This window comes from Phenylobacterium sp. (genome assembly GCF_004297125.1).
Lineage (GTDB): Bacteria > Pseudomonadota > Alphaproteobacteria > Caulobacterales > Caulobacteraceae > Phenylobacterium.
Map to the genome: position 1 here is coordinate 108,802 of NZ_SCVD01000021.1, position 15,963 is coordinate 124,764.

Annotated in this window: 17 protein-coding genes; 9 read left to right on the forward strand and 8 right to left on the reverse strand. The window is 70.5% G+C overall.

Going from position 1 to position 15,963, the window contains the following annotated elements:
• Both EPO51_RS13620 and hslV read right to left on the reverse strand, forming a co-directional pair.
• On the reverse strand, positions 1-867 hold the full coding sequence (locus EPO51_RS13620; protein WP_293351355.1) for a nuclear transport factor 2 family protein: 867 nt from the start codon (positions 865-867) through the stop codon (positions 1-3).
• Positions 854-1,405: an ATP-dependent protease subunit HslV gene (gene hslV / locus EPO51_RS13625; protein WP_293351357.1), complete on the reverse strand. Its 552-nt coding sequence runs from the start codon at positions 1,403-1,405 to the stop codon at positions 854-856. The genes EPO51_RS13620 and hslV overlap by 14 nt, the downstream gene beginning before the upstream one ends.
• Before the next feature lie 39 nt (positions 1,406-1,444).
• Between hslV and EPO51_RS13630 the strand changes: the two genes are divergently transcribed.
• Positions 1,445-2,197, forward strand: coding sequence for a HesA/MoeB/ThiF family protein (locus tag EPO51_RS13630; RefSeq protein ID WP_293351359.1), 753 nt, complete (start codon positions 1,445-1,447; stop codon positions 2,195-2,197).
• 16 nt (positions 2,198-2,213) lie between these two features.
• Here the strand turns inward: EPO51_RS13630 and EPO51_RS13635 are convergent, their stop codons facing one another.
• Positions 2,214-4,208 carry an alpha/beta hydrolase family protein gene (locus EPO51_RS13635; protein ID WP_293351361.1) on the reverse strand — a complete coding sequence of 665 codons (1,995 nt, stop codon included), beginning with the start codon at positions 4,206-4,208 and terminating at the stop codon, positions 2,214-2,216.
• Between the two features lie 191 nt (positions 4,209-4,399).
• Between EPO51_RS13635 and EPO51_RS13640 the strand changes: the two genes are divergently transcribed.
• Positions 4,400-6,199, forward strand: a complete 1,800-nt coding sequence (locus EPO51_RS13640; RefSeq protein ID WP_293351363.1) for an autotransporter domain-containing protein — start codon at positions 4,400-4,402, stop codon at positions 6,197-6,199.
• A gap of 4 nt (positions 6,200-6,203) precedes the next feature.
• On the opposite strand, the gene EPO51_RS13645 is transcribed toward EPO51_RS13640, so the two are convergent.
• A complete protein-coding gene (locus EPO51_RS13645; RefSeq protein ID WP_293351365.1) occupies positions 6,204-7,532 on the reverse strand; it encodes an ATP-binding protein in 1,329 nt (442 codons plus the stop codon).
• The gene (locus tag EPO51_RS13650; RefSeq protein ID WP_293351367.1) at positions 7,532-8,254 is read right to left on the reverse strand and encodes a response regulator; all 723 of its coding nucleotides are present in this window, start codon (positions 8,252-8,254) and stop codon (positions 7,532-7,534) included. Before EPO51_RS13650 ends, EPO51_RS13645 begins: the two co-directional genes overlap by 1 nt.
• A 152-nt stretch (positions 8,255-8,406) precedes the next feature.
• On the opposite strand from EPO51_RS13650, the gene EPO51_RS13655 reads away from it, so the two are divergent.
• Positions 8,407-8,799 carry a hypothetical protein gene (locus EPO51_RS13655; RefSeq protein WP_293351369.1) on the forward strand — a complete coding sequence of 131 codons (393 nt, stop codon included), beginning with the start codon at positions 8,407-8,409 and terminating at the stop codon, positions 8,797-8,799.
• 1 nt (position 8,800) lies between these two features.
• On the forward strand, positions 8,801-9,226 hold the full coding sequence (locus EPO51_RS13660; RefSeq protein ID WP_293351371.1) for an EF-hand domain-containing protein: 426 nt from the start codon (positions 8,801-8,803) through the stop codon (positions 9,224-9,226).
• Here EPO51_RS13660 and EPO51_RS13665 read toward each other — a convergent pair whose 3' ends face one another.
• The gene (locus EPO51_RS13665; RefSeq protein ID WP_293351373.1) at positions 9,227-10,213 is read right to left on the reverse strand and encodes a 2-hydroxyacid dehydrogenase; all 987 of its coding nucleotides are present in this window, start codon (positions 10,211-10,213) and stop codon (positions 9,227-9,229) included.
• Between the two features lie 180 nt (positions 10,214-10,393).
• On the opposite strand from EPO51_RS13665, the gene EPO51_RS13670 reads away from it, so the two are divergent.
• Genes EPO51_RS13670 through EPO51_RS13685 form a run of 5 tightly spaced genes read left to right on the forward strand, consistent with a single transcriptional unit; the run spans position 10,394 to position 13,729 of the window.
• Positions 10,394-10,855: an SH3 domain-containing protein gene (locus EPO51_RS13670; RefSeq protein ID WP_293351375.1), complete on the forward strand. Its 462-nt coding sequence runs from the start codon at positions 10,394-10,396 to the stop codon at positions 10,853-10,855.
• Positions 10,856-10,913: 58 nt separating this feature from the next.
• Positions 10,914-11,441: a 3-hydroxyacyl-[acyl-carrier-protein] dehydratase FabA gene (fabA, locus tag EPO51_RS13675; protein ID WP_293351377.1), complete on the forward strand. Its 528-nt coding sequence runs from the start codon at positions 10,914-10,916 to the stop codon at positions 11,439-11,441.
• A 30-nt stretch (positions 11,442-11,471) separates the two neighbouring features.
• Entirely contained in the window at positions 11,472-12,677 is a 1,206-nt protein-coding gene (gene fabB, locus EPO51_RS13680; RefSeq protein ID WP_293351379.1) for a beta-ketoacyl-ACP synthase I, read from the forward strand.
• 5 nt (positions 12,678-12,682) lie between these two features.
• Positions 12,683-12,868, forward strand: coding sequence for an oxidoreductase-like domain-containing protein (locus tag EPO51_RS28055; RefSeq protein WP_363200676.1), 186 nt, complete (start codon positions 12,683-12,685; stop codon positions 12,866-12,868).
• A gap of 39 nt (positions 12,869-12,907) precedes the next feature.
• Complete coding sequence (locus tag EPO51_RS13685; protein WP_293351381.1) at positions 12,908-13,729, forward strand: enoyl-ACP reductase FabI; 822 nt, start codon at positions 12,908-12,910, stop codon at positions 13,727-13,729.
• Here the strand turns inward: EPO51_RS13685 and EPO51_RS13690 are convergent, their stop codons facing one another.
• Positions 13,730-14,338, reverse strand: coding sequence for a TetR/AcrR family transcriptional regulator (locus EPO51_RS13690; RefSeq protein WP_293351383.1), 609 nt, complete (start codon positions 14,336-14,338; stop codon positions 13,730-13,732).
• Positions 14,338-15,960: a DHA2 family efflux MFS transporter permease subunit gene (locus EPO51_RS13695; RefSeq protein ID WP_293351385.1), complete on the reverse strand. Its 1,623-nt coding sequence runs from the start codon at positions 15,958-15,960 to the stop codon at positions 14,338-14,340. Before EPO51_RS13695 ends, EPO51_RS13690 begins: the two co-directional genes overlap by 1 nt.
• Positions 15,961-15,963 lie beyond the last annotated feature (3 nt).

Genomic DNA, 15,963 nt, shown 5'->3' on the forward strand with positions numbered 1-15,963 from the left:
TCACGAAGCGGGCGGCGTCACAGGCGGAGATTTGAGCGCCGGCGCCGGAAGCAGCTCGTCGAACAGCAGCCGCCAGCCCGGCTGGTCGTTCCGCCAGATGCGCACATAGTGGCCGCGCTGCTCGGCTCCGTCCGCCGTCCACTTGGCGACGCCGTAGGTCCAGGCCATGTCGCCGGCGCTGGACGCCTGGCCGCCGAGTGGGGTGAAGGCGACCGAGGCGGCCCGGGTGGCGAGCTCGGCCTCCAGCTCGGCGCGGCTGGCGGGCGGCCGGGCCCGCGAGCCCACGATGCGGCCATCCTCGGCGACGGCGGCCAGGAAGGCGGCCTTGACGTCGGTCTTCGCCGCGGCGTGAAGGGCGACCTCGGCCTTCATCACCTGATCCATGGCCTTGGCGGGCGAGCCGGCCTGTTTCGCCGAAAGCCTGGCGTAGGCGACGTCGGAGCCCTGCGGCGCGGCGCCGGTCTGGTCGCTGGGCGGACCGCCGTCGAACAGCCACTTCCAGGAACCGTCCGGCTGCCTGGCCCAGACGGTGAAGTAGTAGCCGCCGGGCTTGCCGTCGGCGGTGTAGGGGCCGGTGGTGAAGCCCAGGTCGCCCGAGCGGGCGATCCCCGCCCAGAGGGGCCACCAGATCAGCTCCACCCCCTTCGGCCGCGGCTGGCCGTAGACGGCCTTGGCCAGCAGGGGTTCGGGCGCGAACACGATGCCGTCGGGGGCCGAATGCTTCAGGAAGCTGGCCTGCACGCCCAGCGCCCTTCCGTCGGCCGCGAATGCCCGCTCGGCGGCGACGACCGCCGCGGGCGTCACCGGCGCGGCGAGGGCAGGGAAGGCGAGGAAGGCCGCGATCAGGGCGACGCTAGAGGACCTCAACCGTCAGTTCTCCATTGGTGTAGACGCAGATGTCTGCGGCGATGCCCATCGCCTTGCGCGCGACGGCCTCCGCATCCAACCCGTTTACGTCCAACAGCGCCCTGGCTGCTGCCAACGCGTAGTTTCCGCCGGAGCCGATGGCCGCCACCCCATACTCGGGCTCCAGCACATCGCCGACGCCGGTGACGGTGAAGATCTGGTCCTTGTCGGCCACGATCAGCATGGCCTCCAGCCGGCGCAGGTAGCGGTCGGTGCGCCAGTCCTTGGCGAGGTCGACGCAGGCGCGGGCCAGCTGCTCGGGATATTGCTCCAGCTTGGCCTCCAGGCGCTCGATCAGCGTGAAGGCGTCGGCGGTGGACCCGGCGAAGCCCGCGATGACGCGGCCCCCCGCCAGCTTGCGGACCTTCTTCGCGGTCCCCTTGACGATGGTCTGGCCCATGGACACTTGGCCGTCACCGGCCACGACGGTCTTGCCGCCCTTGCGCACCGCCAGGATCGTGGTCCCGTGCCAATCGGGAAAGGCTGAGTTATTCGACATCCGGGCGATGTGAGCAGCGCGCCCATCGAGGTCAAGGGAATGAGTTTCACCGACGACGAGATCGAGCGCTACGCCCGCCACCTGGTGCTGCGCGAAGTGGGCGGTCCGGGGCAGCAGAAGCTGAAGGCCTCCAGCGTGCTGATCGTGGGGGCGGGCGGCCTGGGCGCGCCGGCCGCGCTGTACCTGGCGGCGGCGGGCGTGGGCACGATCATCCTGGCCGATCCGGACGAGGTGGACGTCTCCAACCTGCAGCGGCAGGTGATCTACGCCGCCGACGACCTCGGGCGGCCCAAGGTGGATGCGGCGGCCGACCGCCTGCACGCGCTCAACCCGCACGTCTTCGTCGCCGGCTACAACGGCGCCTTCGACGCCGCGACGGCCGACCAGCTGGTCGAGGGGGTCGACCTGGTGCTGGACGGCACGGACGACTTCGCCACGCGGTTCTGCGTCAACGACGCCTGCGTGCGCCACGCCAAGCCGCTGGTCTCCGGCGCCATCGGTCGCTGGACGGGGCAGGTGGGGGTGTTCGGCCGCCAGCCCTGCTACCGCTGCCTGGTGCCCGAGATCCCGCCGGAGGCCGAGACCTGCGTGGCCGTGGGGGTGGTCGGCGCCCTGGCCGGGGTGATCGGCTCGATGATGGCGCTGGAGGCGGTGAAGCTGATCGCGGGCGCGGGCGAGGCGCTGACCGGCCGGCTGCTGATCTACGACGCCCTGGCGGCCGAGACGCGGACGGTGCGGGTCGCGGGGGACCCGGAGTGTCCGGTGTGTGGTTCCTCCTCTCTCACTGCCTAGCGAGAGGGAGAGGTGGTCAGACGTACTTCGCGATGAAGTCCGTCGTCGTCTGCAGCACGGTCCTCCAAGTCTCGTCGGACCAGTTGCGGTGGCCCTCGCCCTTCAGCTCCACCAGCTCGCAGGTCTTGCCGGCGGCCTGCAGGGCCTTGGCCATGAGCTTCGACTGCCTGGGGTCGACGATGGTGTCGGCCTGGCCGTGGATCAGCAGGACCGGCGCCTGGATCTCGGCGGCGCGGCGGGCGGGCGAGGCGCGGACCAGCAGGGCCTCGTCGGCCTTCGGGTCGCCCATCGAGGCGCGCCAGTAGGCGTAGGTCGGGGAATCGATCCCGTCCTCGCGGCGGGAGAAGGCCAGGCTCTCGATCAGGTCGGCGTCGCCGGCCACCGAGACCACCGCCTTGTAGAGGTCGGGCCGGCGCACCGCGCCCATCAGGGCCGAATAGCCGCCGTAGCTGGCGCCGAAGATGGCCAGGCGCCTCGGGTCGGCGCGGCCTGACGCCACGACCTGGGCGACGGCGTCCTCGACGTCCTCCTGCATCCGGTCGGCCCACTGGCGCTTGCCCAACTCCGCGAAGGCGCGGCCATAGCCGCCCGAGCCGCGGAAATTCGGCTGCAGCACCAGCCAGCCCCTGGCGGCCAGCGCCTGCACCGTGGTGTCGTAGTCCAGGTAGTTGCGGATCTCGGGCCCGCCGTGCGGCATGACCACCATGGGCAGGGCGCCCTTGCCGGCGTTGATCGGCGTGGTCAGGTAGGCGGTGATCTGGGCGCCGTCGCGGGTGCGGACCTGCAGCGCCTCGGTCTTCGCCAGGCGCTCGGGGGTCAGCCAGGGCTTGCAATGGCCGACGTACTCCAGGCTGCGCTTTTCGCGGTCGTAGAGCTGGAAGGCGCCCGGTTCCTGCGGACCGGTGGCGCGCAGCAGCATGCGCCGGTGCGCAAGATCGATGTCGTAGAGCTCGACGTTGCAGGTGTTCTTCAGCGCCGCGTTCACCGCCCGGAAGTGCGGGGCCAGCGCCGGATCGGCGAACTGGTAGTTCAGCCGGTCGTCCCAGTAGGCGCTGCCGACCAGCCGCAGGTTCTCATCGACGAAGGCGGTGTCGAAGTCGCGGTCGGGGCGCTCGGCGACGATGTCCCCGAACTTGAGGTTGGCGAGGTCGAAGGTGCGGATGACGCTGGTGTCCCTGCCCTCCATGCGCTGGCAGACGAGGAACACCCCGGCGTCCGGCGTCGGGCCCACCACGTCGAAGTCGGGCAGCTTCTTGACCTCGTTGAACCGCGACTTGCGGATCAGCTTCCAGTCCTTTTCGCCCGGCGCGCGGCCGTAGACCCAGCCGATCGTGCCGCGGGAGTTGCTGTCCATCCGCAGCATCGGCACGCCGCCCTGGGTGAGCCAGAAGTCGGTGGCCGCGACCCCCTGCTCCACCAGCTCGGCCGCGCCGGTGTAGACGTCCACCTGGAACAGGCCGTAGGCGCCGCGGCTGTCGTTCCAGGCCTGCATCAGCACCCGGCGCGGATCGTCCTTCAGGTAGTCGACCACTCGCGAGGCGTCGAAGCCGCGCCGCAGCACCGAGCGGGACCCGGTGAACATGACCACCGGGTCCTGGCCCTTCAGATCGACGGAGACCACCCGCTTCACCGGGATGGGCACGAAGGTGTCGTAGAACCACAGGCCATAGGGCTGGCCCTTGTCGTCCTTGTGGAAGGTGATCCAGATCAGCAGGCGCTCGTTGTTCGCCCATTCCACGTGGCTGACGGTCTGCTCGCCGATTACCGCGGCGGCGGGCTGGGCGGACAGGTCGGCCATCCGCGAGAGGGTGACGAAGGCGTTCTTCCGGCCGTCCTTCACCTGGGTGCGCAGGATCGCGAGCTGCTCGCCGTCCGGCGAGATGGCGGCGTCGTGGACGCTGGGTTCGCGCAGCAGCTCTTCCAGGGTCGGCGGGACCGGGGCCGCGCCGGACGCCTGCGCCGCAACGGGCGCCATCGCGGCGGCGGCGAGCATCGCGCGGCGCGTCAGCATGGTCCGGACGGAAATCCCAGGCTCATTGAACGCCGATGCTTGAGGCTCGCGCGAGCGCCCGTCAATGGCGACCAGGCGCACCGGGGCCGGCGTAGCGGTGGCAACAGTTTGTCACGATCGGTCACGCGCCGCTCACAGGCCAGCGCCGTCGCCGCAGGATGGTCCCGCTCCCACGAGTGAGGAGTACCCCTATGCCGCCCTTTCCCAACGCCCCGCGCCGCCGATTGACCTCGCGCCTGCTGGCGGCGGGCGCCACGCTGGCGCTCGCGGCGCCCGCCGCCGCCCAGGAGGCCTCGCCCTATGGCCGCATGGTGGTGTTCGGCGACAGCATCTCGGACGGGGGCGCCTATGGGACCAAGGCGCCCGCCGGAGCGGGCAGCTTCACCACCAACCCAGATCCGGTGTGGGTGGAGGTGATCGCCTCCGGCGTCGGCCTGCCGCTCACGACCCACGTGGCGGGGGGCGACAACTACGCCGAGGGCGGCGCGCGGGTGAAGGAGGCCCGTCCCGACGCGCCCGGCGACCTGCCGCGCACGCCGGTGGTCAACCAGATCGACGCCTTCCTGGCCAAGGGCGGAACCTTCGACCCCGGCATGCTCGTGGTCATCCAGGGCGGCGGCAACGACGTCTTCGCCACCCAGACGAACGGCCTCGGCTTCACGCCTGTCGACCTCGCGGTCCTGGACCAGGCCGCCCTGGACCTGGCGGCGCAGGTCAAGCGAATCGAGGACGCAGGCTCGGCGACCCTCGTCACCGTGAGCGTGCCCAAGTTCGAGGTTTTCAACAGCCGCTACCGGTCGGCCCTGGCCGCTACCGGCGCCAACGTCCTCTATTTCGACGTGGCGGCCCTGATCGCCGAGATCGAGACCAATCCGGGCGAGTTCGGTATCGTCAACACCACCGACCGAGCCTGTCGCGGCACGGCGCTCGACTCGTTCCGCTGCCTGCCCGCGACCTATGTGACGCCCGACGCCAACCGCACCTACCTCTACGCGGACAACGTCCACTTCACCGGCGTCGTGCATGAGATCGAAGGCGACGCTGTGCTGGCGGCCCTCCGCGCCCCGAACCAGGTGGGCCAGCTTCCGTTCGCGGCGCACGCCATCATGCGCTCCACCCAGGACGGCCTGGCCGAGTTCGGGCGGGCTGAGCCGGCGCGCGGGGGCGGATGGACGCTGTTCGGCTGGGCGGAGGGCGGCCAGCTCGACATCGACACACGCGCGCGCGCCAGCGGCCTGGAGGGCGACACCGCCGCGGCCACGGTCGGCGCCATGCGGACCGTACGGCCCGGGGTCACCGTGGGCGGCGCGTTCAGCTGGGGCCAGACGGATGGCGACTTCGGCGGCGACACCGGCGGGTTCGACCTGCGCACCGTGACCGTGACGGCCCTCGCCAGGGTCGAGCGGGGTCCGTTCGACGCCGCCTTGCACGCCGCCTATGGCGACCTGGCGTTCGACGACGTCGAGCGGCGGGTGGTGCTCGGCCCTGCCGAGCGGATCGAGGCCGGCGACACCAACGGGCGGATGTGGTCGGCCGGCGCGGAGGTCGGCCTTACCCGGCAGGCGGGCGCTTTCACGGTGCGGCCGCTGGCCGGGCTGCGCTACGAGCACGTCACCGTTGGCACCTATGCCGAATCCGGCGCGCGCTCCACCCAGATCACCTTCGGCAAGCAGACCGTGGAGAGCCTGACGGCCTCGCTCGGAGCCGAGGTGGGCTGGGCCGCGACGGAGAGGACCCGGCCGTTCGCGCGGCTGAGCTACGAGGCCGATCTCCTGGACGAGGCGCAGCGGCTGACGATCACGCCCAGCGGCGCGCCGGTCTCGTTCACCAGCGAGACGTTCCGGCCGGACGACAGCTACTTCGCCTATGCGGTCGGCGTGACGGCCGAGCTGCAGGCCGGGCTCTCGGGCAGCCTCCAGTTGGGCGGGACCTTCGGGCGGGGCGCGCTGGACACCACCGGACTGCGGGTCGGGTTTCGCGGGCGGTTCTGAACCCTCAGGCCGACTTCAGCCGGACAGTGGCGCGCAGCCCACCCTCGGGCCGGTTCTCGAGGGTGAGGCTGCCGCCCTGACTCTCGGCCAGCCCTTCCACGATGGCGAGCCCGAGGCCCGCGCCCCCAGTGCCCCGGCCACGCGACGGCTCCAGGCGCTCGAAAGGCCGCGTGAGGCGCGCCAGGGCGGCGGGCGGCGCGCCGGGCCCGTCGTCCTCCACCGCGAGGGCTACGATCTCGCCCTCCCGCCAGGCTCTAAGCCACGCACTCCCGCCATAGCGGACCGCGTTGTCGGTCAGATTGTCGAGGATCCGGTGCAGGGCGATCGGCGAGGCCCGGACGTGCAGCGGCCCGCCGGGAGCGGTGGCGTCGGACACCGGTTGACCCAGCTCGCTGCGCCGCTGGACCAGGGCGGCGAACTCGGCGCGTACGTCCAGGGTCTCCGGCTCGCCGCCAGGCGCACGCGTGGCGTCCCGGGCGAACAGCAGCGCATCGTCCACCAGTTGGCCCATCTCCTCCAGGTCGGCGATGGCGCGGGCTTGCTGGTCGGGATCGGCGATGAACTCGGCCCGCAGGCGCAGCCGGGTCAGGTAGGTGCGCAGGTCGTGCGCGATGGCCGCCAGCATCCGCGTGCGGTCGTCGAGCAGGCCGCGCACCCGATGTTTCAGGGCGTTCAGCGCCTCGGAGAGCGCCCGGACCTCCCGCACGCCCCGGACCGGCAGGTCGGGCGCATTGACGTCGTCGCCGAGACCGCGCGCGGCGCGGGCGAGGGCGCCGACCGGCCGGATGGTCCGCAGGCTGACGGCCAGCACCCCCAGCATGACCGCCAGGGCGGCCGCGGCCAGCAGGAATGCGCGTTCGCTGAAGCGTTGCACCAGCGTCTGGTCGCGCTGGACGATCATCACCTCGCCGGTCCGCAGCTGCACCAGCAGGCGCACCGGGCCGAGGCGGCCCTGGCCGTCGTCAGTGTCGCGCCGGACCTGCACGCGAAAGGGGCGTTCGGCGAGGGCGCGGGCGTAGCCGTCGAACAGCCGTCGCAGGCGCGGGGCGCGGTTCGCCATGGCGCCGGGGGGTTCGATGGGGAAGCCCGGCAAGAGCTGGACCGACATGGGTCCCTGGTTCAGGGCTTCGAGAACCAGCGGACGGACGTCGCCCGGCGAGGCTTCAAGGGCGCGGGCCATGGCCGCCGCGTCCCGGGGCGGGGGGAGCCGGAACACCATCGGCCGGCCGTCGGGCCAGATCACCACGGCGGCGACCGCCGCCTGCAACAGGACCAGCCCCGCGACCATCACCGCGGCGAGCCGCACCGTGAGGCTGTCGGTCAGCCGCGGCATCAGATGCGGACCACCGCCGGCGCGAAGAGGTAGCCGCCGCCGCGGACCGTCCGGACCATCACCGACTGGCGGGAGCTGTCGCCGAGCTTGCGGCGCAGGCGGCTGAGCTGGACGTCGATGGTGCGGTCGAATGGCGTCGCGTCGCGTCCGCGCGTCCAGTCGAGCAGCTGTTCGCGGCTGAGCACCCGCTGGGGATGGGTGAGGAACGCCATCAGCAGATCGAACTCGCCGCCGGTCAGGTCGACGTCGGTCCCCTCTGGATCGACGAGGCGTCGGCCCGCGGCCTCCAGGGTCCAGCCGGCGAAGCGGTACGTCTCGCGCGGCATGGGCCGGGCGACGCTGTGGGCCTCGCGGGTGCGCCGCAGGACCGCTCGGACGCGGGCCACCAGTTCGCGCGGATTGAAAGGCTTGGCCACATAGTCGTCGGCGCCCAGCTCCAATCCGAGGATGCGGTCGATATCGTCGCCCTTGGCCGTAACCATGATCACCGGCGTGGCCACCGGCGCGCCCAGCAGCCGGCGGCAGATCGACAGGCCATCCTCGCCCGGCAGCATGAGGTCGAGCAGCACGAGGTCGACGCGCCGCCTCTCCAGCACCCGGTCCAGCTCGGCCGCATGTGCGCAGGCGGCCACCTGGAACCCCTCGCGGGCGAGCAGGCCGCTGACCAGGGCCCGGATCTCGGGATCGTCCTCGACGACGGCGATGAGGGTGTTTTCGGACATCACAGGCGCTCGCCGACTAGTTCGCAGACCGATGGGCGCGGCGGAAGCCGCAAACCGGCGCGGATACACTTCGTCACAGACCGTATTCCGGGGTTCATGGGACGCCCAAGTGGGTGGCGGACATTCCAGGCCTCAACAACGGAGTTCCCCCCATGCGTTCCCAAGTCCTTCTTCTGGCCTGTGCGGCCCTGAGCTTCGCGGCCACTGCGGCCGAGGCCGGCAGCCGCAGCCAGTCGCGCTCGGTCCAGGGCCGGTTCGGCCACGGCTACACCGCCAGCCGCTCGGCCAGCTGGGGTGACGGCGCCGTCACCCGCCAGGGCCAGCGCACCTTCAACAACGGCATGAGCCAGTCGGGGTGGAGCACGCTCTATCGGACCGACGACGGTTATACGCGCACCCGGAGCGCGTCCGGCTCGGGCGGCCGTTCGGTCACGGGCACGAAGGATGTCTCGTTCGGCGAGGACGGTGTGACGGTGAACCGCTCGGGCGTCACCGGCTCGGGCGACAGCTGGTCGCGGTCGCGCACCTGGCCGCGGGCCGACTGAGATGCGCGCCATCCAGACGCTGGCGGCCGCCCTCCTCGCGGGGGCGGCGCTGGCCGCGCCAGCGGCGGCGCGCGACCGTCCCGATCCTATGGAGTTGCTCGCCCAATCCGACGCCAATCGGGACGGCGCGATCAGCCGCGCGGAGTTCATCGACGCCCGTCGGGCGCGGTTCGCCAAGATGGACCGCAACGACGACGGCTATTTCTCCGACGACGACCTGCCACGCATCGTCCGCAAGCGGGCGGGCGACAAGCTGGACCGGGCCATGCAGAGCCTCGACGAGAACCGCGACCGGCGCCTCAGCCGGGCCGAGTTCGTGAACGGTCCTGCGCGCCTGTTCGACTTCGGCGACAAGAACGGCGACGGAGTGATCGACCGGGGCGAAATGGACCGTCTGCGAACGGTGATCGCCGCCCGGCGGGGCTGATCAGAGCATCTGCGGCAGGACCCGGTCGGGCGGGCGGTGGCCGTCCATCCAGGTCTTGATGTTTATGATCACCTTCTCGCCCATATCGACCCGCGCCTCGACGGTGGCCGAGGCCATGTGCGGCAGCAGGACCGCATTGGGCATCTTGAGCAGCTTCGGATTGATCCGGGGCTCGTGCTCGAAGACGTCGAGGCCGGCCCCGGCGATCTTCCCCTCGGCGAGCAGCTCGGTGAGCGCATGCTCGTCGATGATGCTTCCGCGCGCCGTGTTGATCACGATGGCGTGCGGCTGCAGCAGCTTCAGGCGGCGCGCCGAGAGCAGGTGGAAGGTCGCCGGGGTGGCGGGCGCATGCACCGATACGATGTCCACCCGCGCCAGCATCTGGTCCAGGCTGTCCCAGTAGGTCGCGCCCAGCTCGTCGGCGACGACGTGACTGACCGGCTTGCGGTTGTGGTAGTGGATCTGCAGGCCGAAGGCCTTGGCCCGGCGGGCGACGGCCGCCCCGATCCGGCCCATGCCGAGGATACCCAGCCGCTTGCCGGTGATGCGCCGGCCCAGCATCCAGGTCGGCGCCCAGCCGGTGAACTCGCCCGCCTGCACGGCGGCCGCGCCCTCGATCATCCGGCGCAGGGTGGCCATCATCAGCGCCAGGGTCAGGTCGGCGGTGTCCTCGGTCAGCACGCCGGGCGTGTTGGTCACCATGATGCCGCGCGCGTTGGCGGCGGCCACGTCGATGTGGTCCACCCCGGCGCCGAAGTTGGCGATCAGCTTGAGCCGGTCGCCCGCCTTCTCGATCAGGCCGGCGTCGATCTTGTCGGTGATGGTGGAGGCCAGCACGTCGCAGCGGCCGACCGCCTCGATCAGCGCCTTGCGGCTCATGGGTTCGTCCGAAACGTTGAGTTCGGTGTCGAACAGCTCGCGCATCCGGGTCTCTACCGAGTCCGGCAGTTTGCGCGTGACGATGACTTTCGGCTTGCGGGCGGGCATGTGCCTACGGGAAAAAGGGTGCGTTTCCTGCGCCGCTTGGGGCGCGCGACTTGTCGAACCCTTAGCAAAGGGGCTCGGCACGGCCAAGGCGAGGCTGGTCGCATTCAGAGGTAAGGGCTCGGATTGAAGGCACGGCAGAGGCGGCCGCTGGCGTTTGCGGCGCTCGGATTGGCGGTTTCGATGGTCGCGGCGGGCGCCGCCCCGGCCGCCGACCGCCCGACGCCGTCGGGCTATCCGGTGCCGCGCTACGTCACGCTGAAGTTCGGCAAGGTGAACGCCCGCGCGGGGCCGGGCGACGACCATCGCCTGCTGTGGGTCTACAGCACGCGCGGCCTGCCGGTGCAGGTGGTGGCCGAGACAGCGGAATGGCGCCGGGTCTGCGATCCGGAAGGCGGCATGGCCTGGGTGCACAAGCGCGTCACCGACGGCCGCCGCGCGGTGATCAACAGCCGAAACCGGCCCGTGCCGCTGCTGCGCAGGCCGAAACCCGGGGCGGAACCGGCCGCTTTCCTCAACGTTCGCGCCATGGCCTCCCTCGTCCGCTGCGAGAAGGGCTGGTGCAAGGTGAAGGCCGACGGCGCGTCCGGTTGGGTGCGCGAAGGGACCCTGTGGGGCACGGCGGAAGCCCTGCAATGTCGTTGAGGCCGCCCGTGCGCCTGTGGTAGGCCCGGCCCCTCTTAAGAACTCAAGGCTTCCTCGAATGAACGACGCGGCGACACGGCCCTCAAGCTACACGCTCGACGAGCTCCTGGCATGCGGCCGTGGCGAGATGTTCGGGCCGGGCAACGCCCAGCTTCCGGCCCCGCCGATGCTGATGTTCGACCGGATCACCCAGATCACCGCGACGGGCGGCGCGCACGGCAAGGGCTACGTCGAGGCCGAGCTGGATATCCGCGACGACCTCTGGTTCTTCGGCTGCCACTTCATCGGCGACCCCGTCATGCCCGGCTGCCTGGGCCTGGACGCCATGTGGCAGCTGGTCGGGTTCTTCCTGGGCTGGTCCGGCGCGCCGGGCCGAGGCCGCGCGCTCGGCGTGGGCGAAGTGAAGTTCACGGGCCAGGTGACGCCAAAGGTCACAAAGGTCACGTACAAGATCGACCTGAAGCGCGTGATCATGCGCAAACTGGTGATGGGCGTGGGCGATGGGGTTCTGCTGGCCGACGGCAAGCCCATCTATGAAGCGAGCGATCTGCGGGTCGGCCTCTTCAAACCCGAAGACCTGGTCTGAGCCGGGCGGCAGTCGGAGGGAGTGCGTGTGATGCGGCGCGTGGTCGTGACCGGAATGGGCATCGTCTCATCCATCGGCAACAACACCAATGAGGTGCTGGCCTCCCTGCGCGAGGCAAAGTCCGGCGTCAGCGCCGCCCCGGAGTATGCCGAGCTCGGCTTCCGCTGCCAGGTGCATGCGGCTCCGTCGATCGACTGGGAGTCGATGGTCGATCGCCGGGCGGCGCGGTTCCTGGCCCAGGGCACGGCCTATGGCCACATCGCCATGGAGCAGGCGATCTCCGATTCGGGCCTCGAGGAGAACGAGGTCTCCCACGAACGCACCGGCCTGATCGTCGGCTCGGGCGGGCCCTCGACCCGCACGATCGTCGAGGCCGCGGCCACGGCGCGCGAGCGCGGCCCAAAGCGGGTCGGCCCCTTCGCCGTGCCCAAGGCCATGAGCTCGGGCGCCTCGGCGACCCTGTCCACCTGGTTCAAGATCCGCGGCCTGAACTTCTCGATCAGCTCGGCCTGCGCCACCTCGGCCCACTGCATCGGGGTCGGCTACGAACAGATCCTGATGGGCAAGCAGGACGTCGTCTTCGCGGGCGGCGTCGAGGAGCTGGACTGGACCTTGAGCGTCATGTTCGACGCCATGGGCGCCATGAGCTCGAACTTCAACGCGACTCCGGCCGTGGCCAGCCGCGCCTATGACCGCGACCGCGACGGCTTCGTGATCGCCGGCGGCGCGGGCGTGGTGGTGCTCGAGGAATACGAACGCGCCAAGGCGCGCGGGGCCAAGATCTACGGCGAGATCGTGGGCTACGCGGCCAATTCCGACGGCTACGACATGGTCGCCCCCTCGGGCGAGGGCGCGACGCGCTGCATGCGCCTAGCCAACCCGGACGGCCGGAGCATCGACTACCTGAACCCGCACGGCACCTCGACGCCGGTGGGCGACCTCAAGGAGATGGAGGCGGTCCGCGCCGTGTTCGGCGACAAGGCCCCGCTGATTTCCTCGACCAAGAGCCTGACCGGGCACAGCCTGGGCGCGGCGGGGGCGCAGGAGGCGATCTATTCGCTCCTGATGCTCAACAATGGCTTCGTGGCCGAAAGCGCCCACATCGAGAACCTGGACCCGGCCTTCGCCGACCTGCCGATCGTGCGAAAGCGCGAGGACCGGACGCTGAACACAGTGATGAGCAACTCGTTCGGCTTCGGCGGCACCAACGGCTGCCTGGTGATGTCGCGGGTCTGACGGCGGTGGCCGACCTGCCGCGCCCGCCGCAGGAGCCCGGCCCGCAGGAATGCTGCCAGCGCGGCTGCGACCCATGCATCCTCGACTACTACGACCGCGCCATGGAGCGCTGGGAGGCGCGCATTCGGGCCCTTGGGCATGACCCGGCAGAGGTGCTGGCGGCTCAGCGGGGGATGACACCCGGCGGCTGATCGGCCACAAACCGCCAACGACGGATGGGAGAGCACCACGTGGCCGACGAATACCAGATGCCGACCGGGACCCTGATGAAGGGCAAGCGGGGCGTCATCACCGGGGTCGCCAACCACCAGTCCATCGCGTGGGGCATCGCCAGCCAGCTGGCCGCCCAGGGCGCCGAGCTTGCCTTCATGCACTTGCCCGGCATGGAGCGGCGGGTGACGCCGCTGGCCGAGAGCGTGAACGCCAAGCTGATCGTCGCCGCCGACGTCACCGACGACGCCTCGATGGACGAGGCCTTCGGGGCGGTGAAGAGCGCGTTCGGACAAATCGACTTCTTCCTCCACGCCATCGCCTTCGCCAACAAGGACGAGCTGAAGGGCAGCTTCGTGGACAACACCACCCGCGAGGGCTTCCTGCGGGCCATGAATATCTCGGCGTTCAGCTTCGTGGACTGCGCCCGGCGCGCGGCCGAGCTGATGCCCGAGACCGGCGGCTCCATCGTGACGCTGACCTACATGGGCTCCGAGCGGGCGATCCCGAACTACAACACCATGGGCGTGGCCAAGGCGGCGCTGGAGGCGGCGACCCGCTACGCGGCGCGCGATCTCGGGCCCAAGGGGATCCGGGTGAACGCCCTGTCGCCCGGCGCCATGAAGACCCTGTCCCTGGCCGGCATATCCGGGGGCCGCGGCATGCTGGCCAAGGGCCGCTCGCTGTCGGCCATGAAGGAAGACACCTCGATGGAGGGCGTGGCCGGCGCGGCGCTCTGGCTGATGTCCGACATCGGGAGGTCGACAACCGGCGAAGTCATCCACGTGGACGCCGGCTTCCACATCATGGGCTTCTCGGACGACGAGGGCGTCGAGGGCTAGCTAGGGCGCATAGGCCCGCATGAACCGGGTCGTGGCCTCCCTGGCCACGCGCTCGATCTCCGCGTCGGTGAGGTCGACGCTCACGCCCAGCAGGGCGGGATTCTGGAAACGTCCCAGCACCATGCCGGCGAAGAACTCTGCCGCCTCCAGCGGGTCGGGGGCGTCGATCCGGCCGGCCGCGTTCTCCAGGCGCAGGAAGTCGGCCAGGTGCCGGCGGCTGGCCTTGGGGCCGGCCTCGTAGATCGCCCTGGCCACGTCGGGCATGGTCACGGCCGCCATCATCGCCATCCGGTAGATCGCCATGCTGCGGGCGTTCAGCACCGCCACCATCAGAAGCCGCGCATAGGCCGCCAGCGCCTCCTCCGGCCGGTCGATGGCGCCGGGGGCGCCCAGCACCTCGCTGACCTCGTGGGCGCGGCGTTCGGACATGGCCCGCGCCAATTCGGCCTTGGAGCCGTAGTGGTTGTAGATCGTCTGCTTCGAGACTCCGGCCCGGCGGGCGATCTCGCCCATGGAGGCGCCGAGGCCGCGCTCGGCCATCACCTCGATGGCGGCGTCGAGGATCGCCTCGTTCTTGGAAACGTCGATCTGGCCCGCAACCCGCGCCATCAGTGACCCCCGCCTTGCGGCGCGGGCATGGCCTTGCCGGGCTTGGCGAAGAGCGCCAGGGCGACCGCGGCCCAGCAGCCCAGGGCCAGGAAGGCGAACGCGTCGCCGAAGCTCAGGACCGAAGCCTGGCGGTGGATCATCCCGAAGAAGGCCTTCCGCGCGCCGGCCTCCGGATCGGCCATGCCGCCGGCGGACATCATCTGCGTCAGCCCCTCGAGCATCGCCTGGCTGGTGGGGTTGGCGGTGTTCACCGCCGCCGCCAGGTCGGCATAGTGGACCGCGGTCTGGTGCGTCAGGATGGTGGACAGCACGGCCAGTCCGATGGCGCCGCCCACGTTGCGGACCAGGTTTATCAGCCCCGAAGCATCCTTCATCATCGAGACCGGCAGCGTGGAGACGCTCATCTGCTGGGCGGCGATCATGGCGATCATGGTGCCCAGGCCCCGGGCGGCCTGCAGGACGAAGAACTCGGAGAACCCCCACTGGTCGGTGACCCGCGCGCCCAGCTGGATCGCCCAGGCGGCGAGGGCGAATCCCCCAACCATGGAGATTCGGGCATCCATCATGCGCACGATCCGCCCGGCGATCGGCGCGCTCATGAACATCGCCAGGCCGGACACCAGCATGGTGGTTCCGACCTCTGCCGAGGAGAAGTGCCGGACCTGGCCCAGGAAGATCGGCAGCAGGAAGGTGCCGCCGAACAGGCTGATCCCCGTCACGAAGGTCATGACGATGCCCAGGCTGAAGTTGCGGTCGCGGAAGGGCTTCAGCGAGACGATCGGCTGCCAGTAGGCAAGCTGCCGCCAGATGAACGCCACGCCGGTGAGGCCCGCGATCACCGTCAGCCAGAGGATGAGGTCATCCTGGAACCAGCTCTCGTCCGCCCCCTCCTCCAGCACGTACTGCATCGAGAGCAGGAAGACGGTCATGAGGCCCAGGCCCCACCAGTCGATGCCCTTCGAGAGGCTGGGGTCGCCCCTGTCGAAGTCGGCGTAGCGCCAGACCAGGAAAACGACCAGTGCGCCCACCGGCACGTTGATGAAGAACAGCCACCGCCAGTTCAGCGCATCGGTGAGATGCCCGCCGAGCGTGGGCCCGACCGTGGGCGCCAGGGTCACGATCAGGCCGACGATGACATTGGCGGTGATCCGGCGCTCGGGCGGGAAGAGGGTCATAGCGGTGGCGAAGATCGGCGGGATCATCGCGCCGGCGAAAACGCCCTGGAACGCCCGGAACACGATCATCATGCCGACGGACGAGGAAAGGCCCACCGCGACGGAGGTGAGGATGAACCCCAGCACCGCGAAGACATAGAAGGGGCGCGTGCCCCACATCTTGGTCAGGTAGGCCGTGAGCGGCATGATCACGACCTCGGCCAACAGGTAGATCGTCTGCACCCAGCTGATCTCGTCGGCCGTGGCGCCGATGCCCGACTGGATCTGCACCAGCGAACTGGCGACGATCTGGATGTCCAGCATGGCCATGAACTGGCCGATCACCATCCCGCCGAAGCCGAGGAAGACCTTGACCCAGTTCACGTGGGCGCCGTCCGAGCCCAGCATCACCGGGGCGCCGGGCGTCCTGGCCTGGGCGGAATCCGGATGGAGGACGGCGTCTGTCACAAC